The 19,200-nt window shown below is 53.4% G+C and carries 15 protein-coding genes, 1 tRNA gene and 1 pseudogene; 10 read left to right on the top strand and 7 right to left on the bottom strand.

Annotation, left to right across the window (positions count from 1 at the left end; all coding sequences use genetic code 11):
* Positions 1 to 91: 91 nt before the first annotated feature.
* The 4 genes from ACWHYZ_RS02615 to ACWHYZ_RS02600 all read left to right on the top strand — a co-directional run bounded on the left by ACWHYZ_RS02615 (position 92) and on the right by ACWHYZ_RS02600 (position 4,624).
* Positions 92 to 2,128 (top strand): LTA synthase family protein, encoded by a 2,037-nt coding sequence (locus ACWHYZ_RS02615; protein ID WP_447985739.1) that lies wholly within the window; start codon positions 92 to 94, stop codon positions 2,126 to 2,128.
* A 185-nt stretch (positions 2,129 to 2,313) separates the two neighbouring features.
* Complete coding sequence (locus tag ACWHYZ_RS02610; protein ID WP_447985738.1) at positions 2,314 to 3,651, top strand: BamA/TamA family outer membrane protein; 1,338 nt, start codon at positions 2,314 to 2,316, stop codon at positions 3,649 to 3,651.
* A gap of 30 nt (positions 3,652 to 3,681) precedes the next feature.
* On the top strand, positions 3,682 to 4,161 hold the full coding sequence (locus ACWHYZ_RS02605) for an ankyrin repeat domain-containing protein (RefSeq protein WP_447985737.1): 480 nt from the start codon (positions 3,682 to 3,684) through the stop codon (positions 4,159 to 4,161).
* Positions 4,162 to 4,339: 178 nt separating this feature from the next.
* On the top strand, positions 4,340 to 4,624 hold the full coding sequence (locus tag ACWHYZ_RS02600) for a hypothetical protein (RefSeq protein ID WP_447985736.1): 285 nt from the start codon (positions 4,340 to 4,342) through the stop codon (positions 4,622 to 4,624).
* Between the two features lie 348 nt (positions 4,625 to 4,972).
* Here ACWHYZ_RS02600 and ACWHYZ_RS02595 read toward each other — a convergent pair whose 3' ends face one another.
* The 5 genes from ACWHYZ_RS02595 to rplI all read right to left on the bottom strand — a co-directional run bounded on the left by ACWHYZ_RS02595 (position 4,973) and on the right by rplI (position 9,188).
* Positions 4,973 to 5,644 carry a response regulator gene (locus tag ACWHYZ_RS02595; RefSeq protein WP_447985735.1) on the bottom strand — a complete coding sequence of 224 codons (672 nt, stop codon included), beginning with the start codon at positions 5,642 to 5,644 and terminating at the stop codon, positions 4,973 to 4,975.
* Positions 5,631 to 6,743 (bottom strand): histidine kinase, encoded by a 1,113-nt coding sequence (locus tag ACWHYZ_RS02590; protein ID WP_447985734.1) that lies wholly within the window; start codon positions 6,741 to 6,743, stop codon positions 5,631 to 5,633. The genes ACWHYZ_RS02595 and ACWHYZ_RS02590 overlap by 14 nt, the downstream gene beginning before the upstream one ends.
* 105 nt (positions 6,744 to 6,848) lie before the next feature.
* Positions 6,849 to 7,313: a transcriptional regulator NrdR gene (gene nrdR / locus ACWHYZ_RS02585; RefSeq protein ID WP_447985733.1), complete on the bottom strand. Its 465-nt coding sequence runs from the start codon at positions 7,311 to 7,313 to the stop codon at positions 6,849 to 6,851.
* 13 nt (positions 7,314 to 7,326) lie between these two features.
* Complete coding sequence (locus ACWHYZ_RS02580) at positions 7,327 to 8,583, bottom strand: serine hydroxymethyltransferase (RefSeq protein ID WP_447987506.1); 1,257 nt, start codon at positions 8,581 to 8,583, stop codon at positions 7,327 to 7,329.
* Positions 8,584 to 8,714: 131 nt separating this feature from the next.
* Positions 8,715 to 9,188, bottom strand: coding sequence for a 50S ribosomal protein L9 (rplI, locus tag ACWHYZ_RS02575; protein WP_447985732.1), 474 nt, complete (start codon positions 9,186 to 9,188; stop codon positions 8,715 to 8,717).
* Positions 9,189 to 9,503: 315 nt separating this feature from the next.
* Between rplI and ACWHYZ_RS02570 the strand changes: the two genes are divergently transcribed.
* From ACWHYZ_RS02570 to ACWHYZ_RS02550, 5 genes and pseudogenes are all read left to right on the top strand, one after another.
* Entirely contained in the window at positions 9,504 to 10,994 is a 1,491-nt protein-coding gene (locus ACWHYZ_RS02570) for a hypothetical protein (RefSeq protein WP_447985731.1), read from the top strand.
* A gap of 198 nt (positions 10,995 to 11,192) precedes the next feature.
* Positions 11,193 to 11,279 (top strand) — tRNA-Leu (locus ACWHYZ_RS02565).
* Between the two features lie 688 nt (positions 11,280 to 11,967).
* Positions 11,968 to 13,186: pseudogene (locus ACWHYZ_RS02560) on the top strand (ABC-three component system protein).
* Positions 13,183 to 13,671 carry a three component ABC system middle component gene (locus tag ACWHYZ_RS02555; protein WP_447985730.1) on the top strand — a complete coding sequence of 163 codons (489 nt, stop codon included), beginning with the start codon at positions 13,183 to 13,185 and terminating at the stop codon, positions 13,669 to 13,671. Before ACWHYZ_RS02560 ends, ACWHYZ_RS02555 begins: the two are co-directional and overlap by 4 nt.
* Entirely contained in the window at positions 13,668 to 15,614 is a 1,947-nt protein-coding gene (locus ACWHYZ_RS02550; RefSeq protein WP_447985729.1) for a DUF3732 domain-containing protein, read from the top strand. Before ACWHYZ_RS02555 ends, ACWHYZ_RS02550 begins: the two co-directional genes overlap by 4 nt.
* Before the next feature lie 641 nt (positions 15,615 to 16,255).
* Here ACWHYZ_RS02550 and ACWHYZ_RS02545 read toward each other — a convergent pair.
* Positions 16,256 to 16,672: a response regulator gene (locus ACWHYZ_RS02545; RefSeq protein ID WP_447985728.1), complete on the bottom strand. Its 417-nt coding sequence runs from the start codon at positions 16,670 to 16,672 to the stop codon at positions 16,256 to 16,258.
* Between the two features lie 166 nt (positions 16,673 to 16,838).
* Here ACWHYZ_RS02545 and ACWHYZ_RS02540 point away from each other — a divergent pair, with 166 nt between their 5' ends.
* Positions 16,839 to 17,567, top strand: coding sequence for a Crp/Fnr family transcriptional regulator (locus tag ACWHYZ_RS02540; RefSeq protein WP_447985727.1), 729 nt, complete (start codon positions 16,839 to 16,841; stop codon positions 17,565 to 17,567).
* A gap of 818 nt (positions 17,568 to 18,385) precedes the next feature.
* On the opposite strand, the gene ACWHYZ_RS02535 is transcribed toward ACWHYZ_RS02540, so the two are convergent.
* Entirely contained in the window at positions 18,386 to 18,742 is a 357-nt protein-coding gene (locus ACWHYZ_RS02535; protein ID WP_447985726.1) for a hypothetical protein, read from the bottom strand.
* Between the last annotated feature and the right edge of the window lie 458 nt (positions 18,743 to 19,200).

Genomic DNA, 19,200 nt, shown 5'->3' with positions numbered 1-19,200 from the left:
ACGTGAACCCACGTCACTTGTGCATCTTGTCGTTTTCTCGGGGGGCCTGTTCCTCGTTGCCCAACAACTTGAGCGCATCTTTGTGTTTTCCATGTCATCGGCTCTCGGAACTCCAACGGTGAATCTTGTCGTAAAAACGTTTGCTGCCGGATTTTGGCAGGATTTCCGTGCGTCAATGATGGAATTAGGTGGCGTGGCCCTGCTTGCGATTCTTGTCAGTGTGTGTGTCTTGCCATTTTCAAGAGCGAGGACTCTCGCTGCGGCAGGCACAGTGTACATCAAGTCGTTCACGGCATCGTTGTCTGCAATGGCGATTTGTCTCCTGGTCCTTATGACCATCGACCTAGGTTACTACCGCTTCAGTCACCACCATCTCGATTTTGTGTTCTTTGAGTATGTCGACGATCTCTGGCACGTTGCCGGCGAGGGAACACGCGGGTCACAAGCGGTTCAGCAGACAACCGGAGAACTACAGGAGGCAAAGCGATGGGGATTATTAGTCAGCGGGTTCTTGTTGCTGGAGGCCATTGGTATTCTGGGGTGGTGGACCTTTTTTCATCGGCATGTAAGACATGCAAGTCCGTTCATTGTAAAAGGCATTTTTGGCGCAGTCCTGGTCATAGGAGTCATAGGCAGTTCTTCCCCCAATATCTCGAGTCTACATTGGGTAGGGCCACCCGCTTATTTTACGATCGCAGAAAATCCTATCCTGTCTTTAAAAGGTCCGTTGCGGGATGCTGTCTTCCATCAATGGAAATGGGTGCCGAGGCTATCGCCTGACGTTGTCTCACTCGAAGAGGCGCTTTCCCTCTCTCAGCGCTACTTCGACCATCATGCCGAGTTTTCCAATCCCGTCTATCCATTCGCACGCGCGGCTGCCGGTCCGTCAACGTTCCGGGTTCGTGAACCCATGAATGTGCTCATTATTTTTGTAGAAGGGCTAGACCGTCGTTACCTCAATCGGACGGTTGCGTTCGATCATCCCGTCCGAGTGACCCCGTTTCTCGATAAGTTGAAGCAAGACAGCCTGTACTTCGACAATTTCTTCGCAAATGGCGTTCAGACTTCGCGAGGGCTCCTCGCCACCATGTGCTCGTATTTCCCCCGGCATGGGGCCGCAGCTATAAAGACCCGCTCATCTCAGGATTTCTTGTGCCTTCCGTCGGTACTTCGGGAGATGGGTTATCGAAGCGAAATGGTAGTCGGACAAGGCGGTTCGATCAACAATCTCAGGAGATTTTTTACCCGCAATGGGATCGACCATTTCTACGACATCAATGATTTTCCTGCACAGGCTGAACGGATGGGACTTGGAGTCACGGATTCGGCAATTTTCGATTTCATCCAGCAACGTCTGAGAGAAGGACAGAATCTAGGACAGCCCGTCTTCCTGGCCACGCTCACGTTAAGCATGCATCATCCATTTATCTTTCCGGTCAATCATCCGGACGTTCAAGCGTTGAAGCGCGGCACAGATCCATACTTGGCGGCGCTGCGCTATTTTGACGTGGAATTTGAACGCTTTGTCACCGAATTGCAACGCGAGGGCTTGCTCAAGAATACTCTGATGATCGTGCTAGGTGATCATGGCCGCCATGAATCTTTGGAGCCGAACGATGAGGAACAACGAGTCGGACATTTCTTGGCTCCGTTGTTCATCTGGGTGGATGAGGCATGGAGAAATCAGGAGGGGGTCCAGCCCAGAGCTATCGGCACAATTGCCAGCCAGGTGGACGTGGCGCCTACCGTCCTATCCATCATCGGTTTGAGTCGACCCATTGCGCCGTTTGTGGGCCACGATCTAAGCTGCTTATTAGTGCGAGACTGCCTCGAAAACAATACGGCTTATCTGACCAGCGTGTATGATGACCTCATTGGTCTCGTCAGCAGAGAAGGCATTTTGCTGTATTCGTTCCCAAAAGAGATGTTCGATCGGACTGATCTGGCTGGCCACTTAAAGGATGGGATGTCGTGTAAGGCAGCAGCGAAGTCTAGCGATTGCCGGACATTGCTCGGTTTGTATTTGGCATCAAATATCCTTCTTGAAGAGAATCGCATTTGGTTTCGGGAGAGGATCATGTTGCCTCATAACGACCCGGCAGTCGCCGTCGGATTTTCCTCCAAATAGTGAACGGGCTTCTCGAGTAAAGTGCGTTATTCGACCTCTTCTGCATTGACCTCTCGACAACTCGTGTGATTCTCTCCTATCCATTACATTCTCACGGTCCGTTGCGGCCGGTTAACTCCTCATTTCGGCCAATACGACGAGAACTAGATAGCTTGGTGCTGATCTATTGGGCATCGATCTTGGTGATGCAACTGCTTTTGCTCGCGCCGAGCCTGGCATGTGCAGAGCCGGCGTATGCTCCGACGCAAACAAAAAACTCTAACGCATCTACCGGAGATAAAGAAGCGAAAGACAAGGGCACACCGAAAGAACTGATCGAGGACCAAGCATCGGGGGAAGAACATGCACTCAAATCGCTTCCGGCCAAATCCGGCACCACCGTAATTCCGCTTCCCGTCCTGGCTTACAATCGCAATGAACGGTACTGGGTTGGAGCCCTGGCGCCCATCCTAAAAGCCAATTCAAAGGGAAGCATCGAAGACATCTGGGCTCCCCAGTACTTGTTTAATCCACTCGTCGGACACGGCGGCAATCTAAGTTATTTTTCCTATCCATCCGACAACGAACAGTACCACGCCATAGTCTGGTACTCGCAAAAAATCAACGAGGGTGTGGACCTGGGCTACAAGAACGTGGCGGCCGGGGGTGGACGATACATCCTCGCAGCCGACCTTACCGCGTTCAAAAACCCTTTTGCGAGATTCTTCGGCTTCGGCAACGAAGCTTCAGAAGGTGCGGAAACAAATTTCACGTCGCGCGAGCTTGGTACGAAGCTGACGGCCGGCATCAATCTGACGCCGGATATTTCACTCATGTTCACCGAACGCTTGCGTATTGTACGAGTGGATGATGGAGTGGTGACGTCTCTCGCGCCCACAAAACAAATCTTTCCCGGCATTCCGGGTATTCAGGGCGCGCAAGTCTTGGGACATGGCTTGACATTTCGCTACGACACCAGAAATAACCAACTAATCCCGACAAAGGGCACATATGTAAATATTCTGGCCGAGTTCAATCAGAACTTACAGCCGAACGACGAAAACCAATGGGGACATGTAAACGTAGACGCCCGCCACCTCATTCCGCATGCGTCAGATCGGATGGTGTTCGTCTCTCGCGTGATGTTCAACGGCGTGTTCGGTCAAATTGAGAAGGCGGCCACAAGCTTGGGCGTGCCTTTTTACGAGCAGTCTACGCTCGGCGGAGAGGATACTCTTCGCGCCTTCGGCCGCAACCGATACATTGATTACTATGCTGTTTTGGCGAATCTCGAAGAACGCATCGCTTTTCTAGAAAAACGAATCTTCGGCCATGACATCCAACTTGAAATTGCTCCTTTTCTCGATATAGGGAGAGTAGGACCCCGTGAAGTGAAGCTGGTTGATTTATTATTCAAGGACGTTCAACTCAATCCAGGAGTTGGTATTCGATTGCTGGCCAAGCCCAATGTCGTGGGCCGGTTCGACTTAGCCTACGGGCGTGATGGGGCAAACGTCTTTGTCGGGATCGACTATCCCTTTTAACATCGGCATGTAACTTAATCGGATGCTCCAATGCCCGTTGCCGGATTAAATAGATGGCTGAAGATCATGAGCCACGTATTCAGAGGAATTGTGCTGTTCAGCAGCTTCTCTGCTTGTGCAGTCCCACTCTTACGTGCTGCCTCCTCAGGTGATACAGCACGCATACGACAGCTTTTGGAGGATGGTCATAATGCCAATGAAGCCTTCCCCATTGTAGGAACCCGTCCCCTTATACTCGCCAGCAGCTCGGGGCATGTCGAAACCGTCGCCGCTCTTTTGGATGCCGGTGCCGATATCGATGCGCAAGACTTGACAGGGTGGACGGCACTGCATGCCGCAGCATTTAATGGAGATTCCGCAACCATATCGCTTCTCCTACAACGGGGCGCTCTGTTCAGAGAGCCGAGATGGTATCGGAAAAGTCCTACGGACATTGCAGAAATGTTAGGGCATACGAATATCGTGTCAGTTTTACAAAAGGCTCAGCGCCTTCAGAGGAATCAGCCTTAACGGTTATCTCTGAAGTTCAAGCAGCATGGTAGCAGTGACGACATAGTATTATTGTTTGCAACCAACTTACAAACTATCGCTATGCCATTGAAGTCCGCAACCGTCTCATCCTGACGTGATAGTACAAGGGCATTCTAACTGCTCACGGGCCGAGCACCTCTATAATGACTGGACGCCTATGCCGCCGCTGGCCCATCAGCATTGCAAGCTCGGCAACACGTTTACCGCTCGATTTCTGGTCCTGCGTCTCCTCACACCATTGGGAATATTCTATGAAGCAGCGTCAAGCGAGCCGAGCCATATAACCACGATTCGTCGGGAGTTGCCCGATATGCGGGCCGACACCATTGCTCTCGTGAAGCAGGCTGTAGCTGAAGAGCGGGCGACCTATGTTGCTCAACAATCGGCCAGAGGGAAATGCGCCGCTCACGGTTCAAGCGTTGGTCGACATCCTGAGAGCTGAACGTGATGATGGAGTAACCGTCCTAGCCGTACTTGATGGTCCTCGGAGAGGAGCAGAAATTCTACACTCAACTATTGATACCTCACCCATCGCACTTTTGCGGCTAATGATTCATTGGCCCATGGGCGACTCTCGTTCAAGCGATCTAAGAGGCGTTCAAAACGTCAGTAGATTTTTGTCTACAATTGGAATCTGCCAGGCAGTTACCAAATAAGAGGATTTTACGACGACGGTTTGGGGAAAGGCTCTTCTTACGTCATCGTCATACTCTTAAGGAGTGAGGCAACGGAGAGGAAAAGTTTCCCTAATTTCAGCCGAGTTTCCTTAATTTGTCTTGAATCATTCATTCTATGGTCTTGGATCAAGCTCGATAAGGCCCTTGCGAATGGCCAGGATCGCCGCTTGAGTACGATCGTAAACTTGCAGCTTGTGGAAAATATTGCGGACGTGATTTTTGACGGTTTTCTCGCTCAGATCCAGGTTGTTGGCAATCTCCTTATTCGTCTTGCCATCGGCCACGAGGCGAAGCACGGTGATCTCTCGTTCGGTAAGATCGTGCTCGACCCATCCGGATTTCTTCCCCTTTTTCTGGGCCAGCAGAGAAAATTCGGCGAGAATTTTACTGGCCACGGCGGGATGGATGAGGGACTCTCCGCGATAGACCGATTGGATCGCCCTCACGATTTGGTCAGAGTCGGAGTCTTTCAACAAGTAACCGGTCGCCCCTCCGCGGACCAGATCGAAAATGTACTGCTGTTCTTCATACATGGTGAGCGCGATAATTCCAATGTGGGGGAATTCCCGCTTGATGATGCGGGTCGCTTCCACCCCGGTCATTTTCGGCATGCTGACGTCCATGAGGATGACATCCGGCAGCAAGGACCGAGCCTTTTCGACCGCCTCCTGGCCATCTTGCGCCTCACCAAGCACCTGAATATTTTCCTTGCTCTGCAAAATTGCAGAGAGTCCTTCACGGACCACCCGGTGATCGTCTACAATCAGCACCTTAATTCGTTCCATTGCGCCCGGCCTCCTTCTTGAGCGGGACGTGCATCACGATCTTGGTGCCTCGTCCTTTTTTCGATTCAATTTTGGCCTGCCCTCCGACGAGTCGTGCGCGCTCCACGATCCCGCGAAGTCCGAAATGGTCCCACTTCTCCGGATTGCGCGAGACGGCTTCGACATCAAATCCGATGCCGTTGTCCGTCACGGTGGCGGTCAGCATGTCACGGTCAATCTCCAGGTGTACGTTGATGAGGTCGGCCTTGGCATGCTTCTCCACATTACTCAACGCTTCTTGCAAGATGCGGAAGAGAAATATCTTCGTTCTCGGCGGCATCGTCTTCTCATCGCCCGTCACGGCGAATTCGGTTTTAATATGGGACTGCGTCTCATACGACTTGAGGTAATTCGTGAGAGCCGGAATCAATTCAAGCTGATCGTAGTGAAGCGGACGAAGGTTAAAGATGACCTGTCGCGCTTCCTGGATGGCGAGTTTCAATTCGCCGCGTGTTTGCCGAACCATAGCCTGGCAGGCAAGTGGGTCTTTCAGCATGAGTTGCTCGCAGAGATCCAACTTGAAATTGACCCCGGCCAGGCTCTGCACCAGGCCGTCGTGAATCTCGCAGGCAATGCGCGTCCGCTCTTCCGTGACGGCCGCCCCGGACTCTTTCACGTAAAGCCGGTATAGGGATTGGTATTTATTCAGCGTCTTTTCGATCTCGCCGGTCGCCCGAATACGCGCCTCGATCAACTGCCACATGAATTTCGCACTGGCCCCGCCGATAATCGTCACTCCCATGCGATGAAAATCTTCCAAAGCATGCTCGACACTGGGATTGCCTGAAACGTCAATGATGAGGTCCACATTTTCGATCGCGAGCAGGTCATGATAGCTGCGCATGATGGGAATCTTGAGACGTTTGGCCAGCTTGACCCCTGGGGCCTTTGGATTCACTTCGGCAATGCCCACGATTTGTACCAGCGGGTCCTGGGCAAAAATTTCGATTAAGGCGGTACCGCCGCGGCCCGCCCCGATGATGGCCACCATCGTCGACGCGGGAGGCGCTTGTTTTTTTAAGGCAGGAGTTTTTTTGACTGAAGTTTTCGACGCCGGCATGATGACACCCGTGGTTTGCTCGGTAGAAGCGATACGAGAAGATACCATAGGGGCCATGACGGAGATAGGAGGGACGGTATCGAAGCGGAATGACAGGAAGCAGCCTTATTTCTCTCGTCGTTCCCGTGCCAGGACTTTGAGTTCATCCATAAACTGATCGATATCTTTGAACTCGCGATAGACCGAGGCGAATCGCACATACGCTACTTGATCGATATTGTGCAATTCCCTCATCACTTCTTCCCCGATGGCATTGCTCGACAGCTCCGTCTCGCCCATCTCCTGAATCCGTTTTTCGATCCGATCGGTAACCGCTTCGATCGTCGAGACACTGATCGGCCGCTTTTCACAGGCCTTTGTGATGCCCGCCAGAATCTTCAGGCGATCGAAAGGCTCCCGGCGTCCGTCCTTCTTCACGACCATCGGGAGGCTTTCTTCCACGCGTTCGTATGTCGTGTATCGGCGTTTGCAGGAGAGGCATTCACGCCGGCGGCGGATGACTTGGCCTTCCTTCGCCATACGTGAATCCACGACTTTGTCTTCTAAGTCATCGCAGAAGGGACATTTCACCACAGGCCCCCGGTCATGTAGGCGACGCGTCGTAGGTATGAAACATCGGGAATCGTTTGCAGAGGGCTTTGGCCTGTTGGCGGACCTCGCGTTGCGCCCGCTTGTCTTGCGGTTTTTGGAGCACCCGGTCGAGCAGCGCCACAATCTCAGCCATTTCTTTTTCTTGCATGCCGCGCGTCGAGACAATCGGCGTGCCTAGCCGGATGCCACTCGCGACGGCTGGCGGCTTCTCGTCGAACGGTACGGCATTTTTGTTGACAGTGATGCCCGCCGCATCAAGCGCAGTCTCGGCTTCTTTGCCCGTCACATTTTTGGATGAAAGATTCACCAGCATCAAATGCGTATCCGTCCCGCCTGAAACGACTTTGTAGCCGCGTTCGATGAGTCCGGCAGCAAGCGCTCGGGCATTGGCCAACACCTGCTGCTGGTAGGCCTTGAATGCCGGAGACAGCGCTTCACTGAGTGCGACTGCTTTTGCGGCGATGACATGCATGAGCGGACCGCCCTGTAGACCCGGAAAGATAATCTTGTCAACGGCCTTTTGGTGTTCCGCCTTGCACATGATAATCCCCCCCCGAGGACCGCGGAGAGTCTTATGGGTCGTGGTCGTGACGAAATCCGCGTAGGGAATGGGATTCGGATGTAACCCGGCAGCGATGAGCCCGGCAATATGTGCGATGTCCACCATGAGGTAGGCGCCGACGGATTTGGCAATGGCCTGGAATCGTGGAAAATCCAGCGTCCTGGCATAGGCGCTGGCACCGACAACGATCATCCGGGGACGGCACTCTTCGGCTTGTCGCTGGACAGCGTCATAGTCGATGACTTCCGTCTGGGGATCGACACCATAGCTAAAGGCCTGGAACAGGATGCCTGAAAAATTAACTTTGCTGCCATGAGTCAAATGGCCGCCCTGCGCAAGGTCCATACCGAGAATGACATCGCCCGGCTTGAGAACCGAGAGATAGGCCGCCATATTGGCTTGCGAGCCTGAATGGGGTTGCACGTTCACATGTTCGGCGCCAAAGATTTGCTTCGCGCGTTGAATCGCCAGATCTTCCACCGTGTCGACGAATTGACAGCCGCCATAATAACGCCGGCCGGGATAGCCTTCGGCATACTTATTTGTCATCAGGCAACCCTGCGCCGCTAAGACCGCAGAACTGGCAAAGTTCTCAGAAGCAATGAGCAGCAGCTTTTCTCGCTGACGTTTTTCCTCGGCTCGAATGGCGGCATAGACAGCCGGGTCGGTCGCTCGAAGCGCTTTCAATGATCCAACGGCTTCACTCATAGGTTGGTTCCTTGTTCAGATGAGCTGTTAAACGGTAGGCCTTCAGCGGTCAGCTTTCAGCATTATCAAAGTACAATCGATCGGACCTGAATGGTGACGGCTGATTGCGGTTAAGCTTGTCCCTCTTCCGCGGCGGCGTCCTGCTTCTTTACCAAGGTGACAGACACACTTGCCGTCACCTGATGATGCAGTTTTACTGGTACCACGACGGTTCCGAGTTCTTTGATCGGCTGAGCAAGCTGAATTTTTCTACGGTCGACTGTGAACCCTTTGGCGGCCAACCCTTCTGCAATGTCCTTCGCGGTAACCGATCCAAATAACTTGTCGTCTTTGCCGACCTGTACTTCCATGGTTAAGGAAACAGCCGACATCTGCTTGGCGACGCCTTCGATTTCTACGCGCTCTTTCTTGGCCTTTTCTGCCATCGCGCGTTTGGCATGCTCGATGGCTTTCACATTTCGTGTATTCGCCTCCAGCGCTTTCTTGCGTGGCAGCAGATAGTTGCGTGCAAACCCGGTGGAAACGTCCAAGAGATCCCCGGTATGCCCCACTCCCTCGACGTTTTCCTGTAAAATGACTTTCATAGCACTTAACTCCTTTAAGCCCAGATAATCGGAGAATGTCTCCTACAACAGTCGATCCTCTCGCCCGGCAACAACGACTGCATCGCTCCCTTACTCAGGAAGAGACCCGGCGTTCCCTATCACCTGCCTCGCCGGCCATCAGCACTAATCCGGGCTTTGAAGAGCGAAAAGCATACTGACCGCGTACTCAAATGTCAATTGATCTGGCCGAGGAATTGAGGCAGCATGCCGCTGGACAGTCCATCCTTACCTGTCTAAGATGACACCGAATTTACAGCGGCGCACGGCCGAGTCATACCTCGTTCAAACACGCTCATGAAACTTCTCAAACTTCTGCAGCAGCAGGCAGACTATGTCAAGGTCGTCCGCCACAGTCCTCTCGTCCAAGGGCTCGGGACGCCGATTTCCCCATCAGCCGGGCGGCTTGTCGCCACCGTCGGGACCCTTTATCTCTATGAATTGACTCTGCCTTCCAGTCTTCCGAGCGATCACGTCCCCTTTGAAGATCTGCCTGTGACCATTCTTCTGCCGGATGGTACGGAACCGACGGAGGGCTTTGTCGTAGGCAGCAGAGGGGGAACTATCATCGTTCAAACCTTCGATAGCCTGGGGAAGACCGTTACATCCGCCACGATTGTCCCGGATGCCGAAGGGTTTTTCGACACCGTGATGAACCGGCTCTCCGATATCATCCACCGATCCGAGACCTACTCGCTCGGTCCTGCTGAACGTTTGCTGCCATGGTTAACTCAAGAACAATCCGAGAGCGCACGGGAAGTTCGGACCTCCTCGGCCGTGCTCACCACCCTGTGGGGAGACGATCTGACCGCTCGGCGCGCAAAAGTCGCCGCCACGGTAGCCGAACTCGTTCGTGCGAATAAGCGGATGCTGCTCATCTGCCCCGGCCATCGCGCTGCAGATGAACTGTCCGGAATGATCGCACGAACACTGCGTGCCGCTGGTTTAACGTTTAAAAGCTTGCTGAGCCGCTATGAAATGGCGGCCGAGACACAGGCAGCCGGAATGCCGTTGAGTGATCTTGGGTTCGAAGCCCAAATGCACCAGTTCTACGCCAAGTCCAGGGCTGAGAAAGCGACCTTGCGTAAGAAATATGAACGTTTCAGGGAGCTCACGCCGCTATTGGCCTATAAAGCGGAGAAACAGCGGGACTTGGACGAAGTGAAACTCTTAGAGTGGCGGCTCCTGACACAGGTCGGCGATCTACAGGCCAAGATCAAAGAAATTGATACGACGCTCGCTGAATACCAGGCGATTCCCATTTGGAAACGACTGGCCCTGCAAACAGTGGGAAAGAACGTCGAGTCTTTGGCAGAATACCGGACGATCTATAACGCCACCATCCAAGGTCTCATGACGGAGTTGGAAACGGCGCAACAACGCATCGCCGACCTCAAACCGGAAGCCGCGATTCCCAAAGAGCTGCGGCCCGAGTACCAGGAGCTGAAAGAAGACGTCACGCGGCTGGGCGGAACCAAAAAGATCAGAGAGTTGCTCGCGGCAGAAGAAGGGACCAATCGACAGGCCTTTATTCAGAACAAGCGAATCGTCGTCACAACGGCAGCCCGCATCGTATCGGACCCGCTCTTTAGCAAAGTGCGATTCGACGTGATGCTGGCGGACGAAGCCCCGTTCATCCCCGCCCCGTACCTGTTAGCCGCCGCCGCGCTCATCCGCGAAAAAATCATCCTGAGTGGCAACACAGAAGATATCCCAAGCCCCGATGCGTGGGCCTCGCCGCTGCCCGCACCCCAGAAAACGCTCAGCTATCAGCCTTCACTCAGCTAAACCGCACAATTCGATGCCTCAATCTTGACCCGCCAGTGAATGATCGTGGATAATGCGACCGTTCACTGAAGCAAGTCGCTCAAAATGGTCTTCAGCCAGGCTGGAAGGGATCAGGACGGCGAGGCGTACGTCGCGGTACGTTGAGCCGGACTAATAACACTGGGAGCACCGCTGAAGGGCATTTTCAGCAACCTGCAGGCCGAAGTGGCGGAACTGGCAGACGCACTAGATTCAGGGTCTAGCGCCCTCACGGGTGTCCGGGTTCAAATCCCGGCTTCGGCACCATCTTTTATTCCCGCCTCACTTATCAAACACTTCTCCTCTTTCCCTTAGCTCTTGCTAACCGTTTGCTAACGGAATGCCTCATCGTCTTTCCTTTCATCTGTAAAGCCCGGCAAACGTCAGAGGTTTGATGCGCTTTTCAGGTGGTACTTTGAATCAATGGCCCGCTGATTAAGAGGCCGTTCAGGTCCATTTCAACAAGGGTTTGATCGGTTATCGGTTTCCCCGTTCTTTCAATTTTGATTTTCGACCTTTTCTATCACGGTTTATCACAGCAAAGGCCTGCTGACTTACAATCGAAACGCCGAAAGCCAGCGGGCCTTTGTGCTCAAAATGGGTCAACTTGTGATAACCGAGATGCCCTCTCTATGAACCCCTTCGGAGGCTATGGCAGAACTATCCGGTCCTATCTGTTCTCATGGGTTTCCATCTACGTTTGATTCCTCTTTAGAAAAGTGCGGCAATCGCAACCAATTGAACAGAGCGATGACATGTCGTATTGTTACCTAGCAAACTGCCTCACCACCGTGGAGGCACATCGGCCCTTGTAAGGAGCTACCATTGGCGGGATGCGGGGCTTGCGACACAGGAGAAGATCGAGAACAGAAGATCAACGCTGGCAGATGTCTTGTCTGATCAACGGCGAGACCATGGAATACCGCAATCGGGTTTAAATTTGGACGTGTCGACGATAGATCGGAAATACGATAAATACTCAGCTTCTGAACAAGGTCTGGGATACATCTACCAGCCTCGCGTCGCCCTGCTCCAATTGCTTCAGCTTCCTGAGGACACTGCGGTCATCTTGGAGAAGGACGACGACCTAGATTTCGCGGACAAGGGCGGTAGGAAGTCTCGCATCGCTCAAGCACAAGGCTGTCGGCGACCGCCTGACCGACTTGTCGACCGACTTCTGGAAATCCGTTCGCATATGGTTGGCGCGGTACAAACGAGATGGCCGCAGCGCATCTAACTTACGCTTCTTATTATTCACGACCAGCACAGTCTCAGGCACATCGTTTCTGAAGCATTTCCTGCCAGGCCAGATCTTCTCGAGCGATGAGACGAAGACACTGATTGAACACGCGGAAGAAGCTCTCAGCAGGTCGAAGTCTGATGTGATTGGCCACATCGCGGAGGAATTTAATGACCTGACCCCTAACGAAAAAAACGATTTCCTAGGCCGCATTCTGATCCTAGACGGCAGCCCTCGGATTGAAGACATTCCAAAGACCATCAAAGACAGATACATGCGCAGCATTAGGCGGGAGCATCGCAACGCCATATTCGAGCGGCTTGAGGGATGGTGGAACGACGAGGTTATCAAGCAGCTGACCGGTATCAGGGGCGAAGGGATTTTCGGCTTCGAGATATCGGACAAGCTGTCGGCTCTATCTGACGAATACAAGCTGGACAATCTTCCCATCACTTTCCGTGGGAAGGAGCCTCCCGCCGAAATCGATACCGAGAACGACCCCCGGGCCTTTGTGGTGCAACTGCGAGAGATCGGAGTGTCGTCCAGCCGCATCCGGAACGCGATCCTGGATTATTACAGGGCGTTTGAACAGCGCTCGGAATGGGCGCGAGAAAATCTACTTCTGTTTAGAGAGATCGAGGATTACGAAGCCCGCCTTGTCGACGAATGGAGCCGCTACAGGGACGTCGTATTCGAAGGTCTTGACGAGAACAGCGCCGAAGAGGTGCTGCAGCAGGCTGGCAAGGAACTATACAAGTGGGCGGAGCAGCAGAGCGGGAATATAGAATCTCTACGCATCCGGGCACGCGTCACCGAGCCCTATGTCACCCGCGGCTCCTTCCACATTCTTGCGGATGCAGCGCCTGAACCTAGAGTCTACTGGCATCCCTTGTTCCTCCACCGCCTCAGTAAGGTCTTGGAGGTATCTAGGTGAAGCCTTGGGACCAACGCCCTTTCGAGATACGGAACCTGTTTAACCCCGCCTTCTGCGGCTTGGTCCTCTTCCGTGCCATGCAAGGGTACGAGGAAGAAGACCTGCGCGGGATGCCGTTCTCGCTCTGCCTGCTTATCCTACCGCTTTGCCTGCACAAGGATTCACGCGAAACGTTGGCCGGCAGCACCCGAACCTACTTGCTGAAGATCACAGAGAGCAACCCACAAGTACAGGTGGGTTTCGCCGAGAGGGCCACGGCGATGCTTCCCTATGCTTTCGAGGGCTTGGGACTGCTTATGGAAAGAAAATGCATCTCGCTCGGGGATAACGGGCGCCTCCGAGCCGTCCCGAACAAGGTTCGGAAGTCAGTCGTAGGAACCGACGAAACAAAATCCTGTCAGCGCGTGGCGCGCTTTCTCGGAAAGGAGTTCGCGCGCATTGCCGACCGAGTTACTGTTTATACGACTTTCGGGGTCCGCCCATGAAAATTAAATCGATTCACATCTATAGCCACGACGAGCAGCGCCGGGACTTAGACTTTAAATTAGACAGTCTGAACGTGATTACTGGCCGGTCCTCTACCGGCAAATCGGCACTGTCAGAGATCGTCGAATACTTGATGGGACGCTCCTCATTCAACGTTCCGGAAGGCATCATTCGGGACAAAGTGGCTTGGTTCGCCATAATCTATCAGTTCGATCGGGAGCAGGTGTTGATTGCCAAACCCACGCCGCCCGGCGGCGGAGCCAGCTGCAGCACTGTGATGCTGCGTCGGGGCACGAACCTGCAGGCGCCTTCGTTTAAAGAGCTGGCCGTCAACTCCGACGATGAAGCAGTCGTCAACCTACTCTCGCGCCTCCTCGGTATTCCCGAGAATCGCACCGATGTTCCGCTTGAACAGAGCCGGGACAGCTACGATGCCACCATCAAGCACACGTACTACTATCTGTTCCAGAAGCAAGGGCTGGTGGCCAACAAAGATCAGCTCCTCTATCGCCAGAACGAGCAGTTCCAGCCGCAGGCGATCCGCGACACCTTGCCGATCCTGCTCGGCGTCTACTCCTCTAACCGCTACGAACTCGAATCCAAGCTGCGCATTGCACAGCGTGATCTCAGGCTTAACGCAAAACTGCTGGAACAGGCCCGCGATGCCATAGACACCTCCCGCGAGAAAGCGCTCACCCTTTACTCTGAGGCCAAAGCGGTTGGCGTGATCGGTGGCGCAGCCCACGACATCAATGCGGATGGGATCATCGAAGCCTTGAGGGCTGCTCTCTCTTGGGAACCTGATCAGATTCCCGAAGACGATGGTAGCAGGATTTCCCGTCTCGAAGAGGAGCTGGCCCAATTGCGCAAAGACCGCCGCGAAGCGCAGGCTAGGATTGACGCGGCCCGGCAGTTCTCTAAACGTGCCGGCGGCTACGAAACCGAGGCGACCGAACAGTTGAACCGGTTGGCCTCTATCAGGGCGCTACCGAGGAATCCGGAAACTGGCGAGTGGCAGTGGCCGTTTAGCGAGCAGAATCTGGCGCTGGAATCACCTATCGCCACAGCTCTGCTCAACGAGCTTCAATCCCTCGACACTGAACTACGCATAGCCACCGGTCAGCGCCCCAAGCTCGACGCATACCTGTCCGATCTGCATCGCAAGGCACAGGAAATCGTCAGCACCATTAAAGAGAAAGAAGCCGAGCTCGCTGCAGCAATAGCGGCTAACGATCTAATGGCTCAGATGAGGACCCGCAACAACGCCGCAGCACGTGTCGTGGGCCGGATCAGCCTGTTCTTGGAAAGCCTCTCTCCGAACGAGAAACTCGCCATGCTCGAGACCGAGCACCGCCGCCTAAAGCTGAGGGTCGCGGATCTGGAAGAGCGGATGGGCACCGACGACAGCAGCGAACGCTTGAATTCCATCCTGAATGTAATCTCCGCACATGTGACGCAGTACATCCGAAAGTTTGAGGCCGAGTTCCGAGACTATCCAGCGCGATTCGACTTGGCCAACATCACCATTACCTTCGATCGTCCCGAACGTCCGGTCCCCATGAGCCGAACCGGCGGCGGGGAAAACCATCTCGCGTACCATATCTCTGCGCTACTTGCCCTCCACCTATTCGCGGTCAGAAACAACCGCCCGATGCCGCGGTTCTTGTTAATTGATCAGCCAACGCAAGTCTATTTCCCATCCGAGCAGGTCTACAAGGAAGCCGATGGCTCTATCCAAAAAACAGAGGCCGACGCCGATCTGAACGCCGTCCGGCGGCTGTTTGAGGTTCTGCTTAAGTTCACGCAGGAGGACGCGCCCGGCTTCCAGTTAATAGTGACCGAGCACGCAAACCTTCGTGAGCAGTGGTTTCAGGAGGCCCTAGTGGAGCCGCCATGGACGAAACCTCCGGCGCTCGTGCCGGACGGGTGGAGGCAGGGGTGATGTCTACAAGGCTCTGCCATGGAAAACAATTCTTATCAAACACGGCACCCGAACATCACCGATAACACGCATTCGGACGCCGCAGAAAGAAGCCGCCTGCCATCTCACAAACTTTGCCGCCGAGAAGAGGGTAATAATTTTGGCACCTTATGTGGGAATGCGTCCGGCCACTTTAAAGACGTCTCTGGTTGATACATTCGAGCTCTTCGTCGCAAGGAGACATGTCAACCAGACCAGCCAACCAGATGATCTGCCCCCGTTAATCAGACCGCGCAATCTTAAAGATTAGATAGGGATAAGGCGTAGTGTTGGCAGGCTGCATGCCTTGCCAAGCCATCGTATTTCTGCCCATGGCGTCGTTATGGGGATTGTCCTTACCGTAAGTGATCAGCCCTATACTGTAGGGTTATGTTCTCGGGCTTTCGGCAGGGATGGTGGGGACTAAACACAAAAAGGTCAAAATCTTGTTAGTTTGAGGTTCTGCGGTCGTTGAGCTTTCACTCTAACGGAGGCTAGACACCTTGATCCTCAAACAATGGCCCCGAATTCGCCGACACGGCCTTCGATGCATGGGCCACAACACTGCGTGCAGCATGAATGGAGAAGTCCCGGGACAAGCACCATGGCTCGTAAGGTTACTTTTAGTCGGAGAGGTGATCCCGCAGGTCTGGTGTAATGCTCATGATTCGCGCTTTGAGGGCAGCCCTAACTTCCCGGAGAAGTAAGTGGCGATCTAGCGGCTTATCAAGAATGGCGAACACCCCAAGCGCAATCGCGGCTTGGACAACGTTGTCATCACGGTGTCCCGTCATAAGAATGAGAGGCGTGCGAGGTCGCAGGTCGTGCAGCTGGCGAATCAGTTCCAGTTCTTTGACGTCAGAAATTCTTAAATCACTGAGGATGACGTCATAATCCACGCGCCCAGCGGCTTCAAGAGCCTGATAGCCTGAGTCCGCACCCTCGACATAGACGCGATACAAGTGGCGATGTAACAGATCAGGAAGCGCCTCTAAGACCGCCTGTTCATCATCAATGACGAGTATTTTGGCTGTCTTCATGCCGCTAAATCCTACGGGACATCAGGAGCCTTGTCTGCCATGTACCTGGAACTTTGCGGCATATATTTGTCCGTTCTGCACTGTCAGACAGCTTCAGGGATCAGCTTCTAGTCCTGCCTATGCCCAAAATGTCTTAAGTAATGTTAGATCCAAGACTATGACAATTATGAACAAACTGCTCCAAGACATCACCGACTGTGTTCCTCATTCCTGGGAAAAAGTAAAGCTCAATAGGGGCCAAATGCTGTATGAACAGGGGGACGTCATAGCACGGGTCTATTTTCCTTTCAGTGCCGTGATTTCATTATTGGTCGTAACCGGTCAAGGCGAGATGGTTGAAGTGGCCACGGTAGGCAATGAAGGCGTATTGGGAGTGGGCCGCCTGATAGGGGAGGAAAAAGCCATGGCCCGGGCTGTTGTGCTCGCCCCGGGATCGGCGTGGCGTGCGTCGGCGGAAGGGTTTGAGAGGGAATTGATGCAACGTCCCGCCTTCCTCTCTCGTGTTCGCAAGTACGCACAAGCTTTTTTGATTCTCATTGCGCGTTCGTCAGGGTGTAACAGACTCCACTCTGTGGAAGAGCGGTGCGCAAGGTGGTTTTTGATGACGCGGGATCGAACCGCAACAGACGATCTAATTATCACGCAGGAAGCGCTCGCCGATCTATTGGGTGTGCGGCGCCAGACAGCCGCTATTGTCTTGGCGAGTCTCGAACAAAAGGGGTTTATTGAATTACGTCGGAAGAGGATACGGATTCGAAACCACCTCGGCTTAGAGTCCGCAGCGTGTGAATGCTATGGAATCGTGAGACAGGAACTAGAGCAGGTCCATGCCGGATCAGGCGTAGGCCATCCCTCGACGCTTCGGTTTCGCGGCAACGAGCATATGACGAAATAAGGGGGCTCCAGAGGCGATAGTATGTAACCCAGCCCTTCACTTCTGGCCGTCTGATGCGCCTCCAGTGGCCCTAGAACTTGGTATTGCATTGCTAAGATCAAGAATTACAGAATCTGGGCTGATATAGCTCTCCAACGGGCAGCCGGTCAGGATAGGTCCTTTGTCTCGGGCATTAGAGGGTGCTCACTGATGAGTACAAGAGCAACACAAGGTAATAAATAAACTCAACGTTTTTGCCCGCTCGTTATTGTCATTGTTGACGATAGCCGCAGTTCTAAGATTGATTGAGCCATCTCTGCTGAGTGCCATCGCACCTGATGCCCCTGGCAATCTTGCGATAAGCGTGTTTGTCGCTGAGTCTCCGCCTTTATAAAGGAATGGTTGACGACTCCATCATCCCACGGGCCAACGATCCGCCGACTTCGGGAACTGCGCTTTAATCAACAAGCACACGCGGGCTTTTATCGTGACGGGATATAGGCAACAGGAAAATCGAGGGGTCAATTTCGCGGTTGACGTGGAAATCATAGGCTCAAAGAGACGGATTATATTGCAACAAAAAGACTGGGGCGTTGCACAAACGCAGTGTCCCAGCGGAACGGAGTTTCATCCTTGCTGATCCCGCCTTAGATTGGATGATCGAACCGACTGATCCATCTGGTAAGTATCAGATTAAGGGAACGGTACGTGATCTAGTGGTTGGAAAGTCAGCAAGGGGAATATGGGAAATTGAAGTGAAGCCGTAAGAGGTAGGATTTAGGCCTGCTGAAAGTGTTGACTCGGAAGCGTCCGACTCTGGTCCGACTTGATACTTCATTTTAATCGATCGGCGTCTCAAAGGTACCAATCATTTGCGTTCCGCGATAGAGTGCTACCTCTGTAAAGGGCAATGCTAATTGCAGGGGGGAAGACTTGGATAAGCGTAGGCGTTCAACGAAAGGACGAGCAGCAGCCTCTGCGACCAGCTCAAAGCAATCCAAGTCAGCTTCGGTAAAGAAGAGGCTGTAGCGATTCTTCTTTCGATAATCCTCCCAATATACGCTGAAGCCCCACGCTGTCCCCCAGTTCTCTTCCCGTACCGTATCCACTCGGCCCAGCGTGCCAAACGCTACGCTATCTCTTTGCCGTAGGAGTCTGAGCCTAGTACCTTGCCGAATTTTCTCTCGTTCAATCATGTATCCATTGGTTACACTGTTACGTAAGCTCCGTCAAGGCGACAAAAACAAATAGGAAGACCGTCCTACGTTAGCAGAAGGGACGTCATCGTATTTTTTGTAGGCATGGCCTGTTGAATGGTTATGCAGATGGTCTGGGGAATATCCTGTGGATAACATCGCCTTCGGTGTTTGAACGAGGCTCCGCTCAATGCAAATAGCACCTTGCACATTATTTAGGCATTGTGGTTTGAAAGTCGTGACCACAAGATATAGGTCAATATGTATTTTTTGCTTGGCATAGATTAGCGCCGGATGGGTTACCGTTGGGTCAGTATGGAGTTGTGTATATCGGTGAACCGATACCTCGATGGTATTATGTAAGCCTGGACCTTACACCACACGCATCGCTCTCTTCGCTCTCCTTAGCGACCGAACGCCCAGCCTTTATGTACTAAAACGACGCCGCCCAAGCCTGG

Source organism: Nitrospira sp. Nam74 (genome assembly GCF_965152615.1).
This window is presented reverse-complemented; position numbering and strand designations above follow the sequence as displayed.

Excerpts from the sequence above, each read along its gene's own strand:
- ACWHYZ_RS02610 (WP_447985738.1), top strand. The coding sequence starts at position 2,314 with ATGCAACTGCTTTTGCTCGCGCCGAGCCTGGCATGTGCAGAGCCGGCG.
- ACWHYZ_RS02615 (WP_447985739.1), top strand. The coding sequence starts at position 92 with ATGTCATCGGCTCTCGGAACTCCAACGGTGAATCTTGTCGTAAAAACG.
- ACWHYZ_RS02590 (WP_447985734.1), bottom strand. The coding sequence starts at position 6,743 with ATGCCGGCGTCGAAAACTTCAGTCAAAAAAACTCCTGCCTTAAAAAAA.
- ACWHYZ_RS02535 (WP_447985726.1), bottom strand. The coding sequence starts at position 18,742 with ATGATTGAACGAGAGAAAATTCGGCAAGGTACTAGGCTCAGACTCCTA.
- ACWHYZ_RS02545 (WP_447985728.1), bottom strand. The coding sequence starts at position 16,672 with ATGAAGACAGCCAAAATACTCGTCATTGATGATGAACAGGCGGTCTTA.
- ACWHYZ_RS02550 (WP_447985729.1), top strand. The coding sequence starts at position 13,668 with ATGAAAATTAAATCGATTCACATCTATAGCCACGACGAGCAGCGCCGG.
- rplI (WP_447985732.1), bottom strand. The coding sequence starts at position 9,188 with ATGAAAGTCATTTTACAGGAAAACGTCGAGGGAGTGGGGCATACCGGG.
- ACWHYZ_RS02600 (WP_447985736.1), top strand. The coding sequence starts at position 4,340 with ATGCCGCCGCTGGCCCATCAGCATTGCAAGCTCGGCAACACGTTTACC.
- ACWHYZ_RS02595 (WP_447985735.1), bottom strand. The coding sequence starts at position 5,644 with ATGGAACGAATTAAGGTGCTGATTGTAGACGATCACCGGGTGGTCCGT.
- ACWHYZ_RS02540 (WP_447985727.1), top strand. The coding sequence starts at position 16,839 with ATGAACAAACTGCTCCAAGACATCACCGACTGTGTTCCTCATTCCTGG.
- ACWHYZ_RS02605 (WP_447985737.1), top strand. The coding sequence starts at position 3,682 with ATGCCCGTTGCCGGATTAAATAGATGGCTGAAGATCATGAGCCACGTA.
- ACWHYZ_RS02570 (WP_447985731.1), top strand. The coding sequence starts at position 9,504 with ATGAAACTTCTCAAACTTCTGCAGCAGCAGGCAGACTATGTCAAGGTC.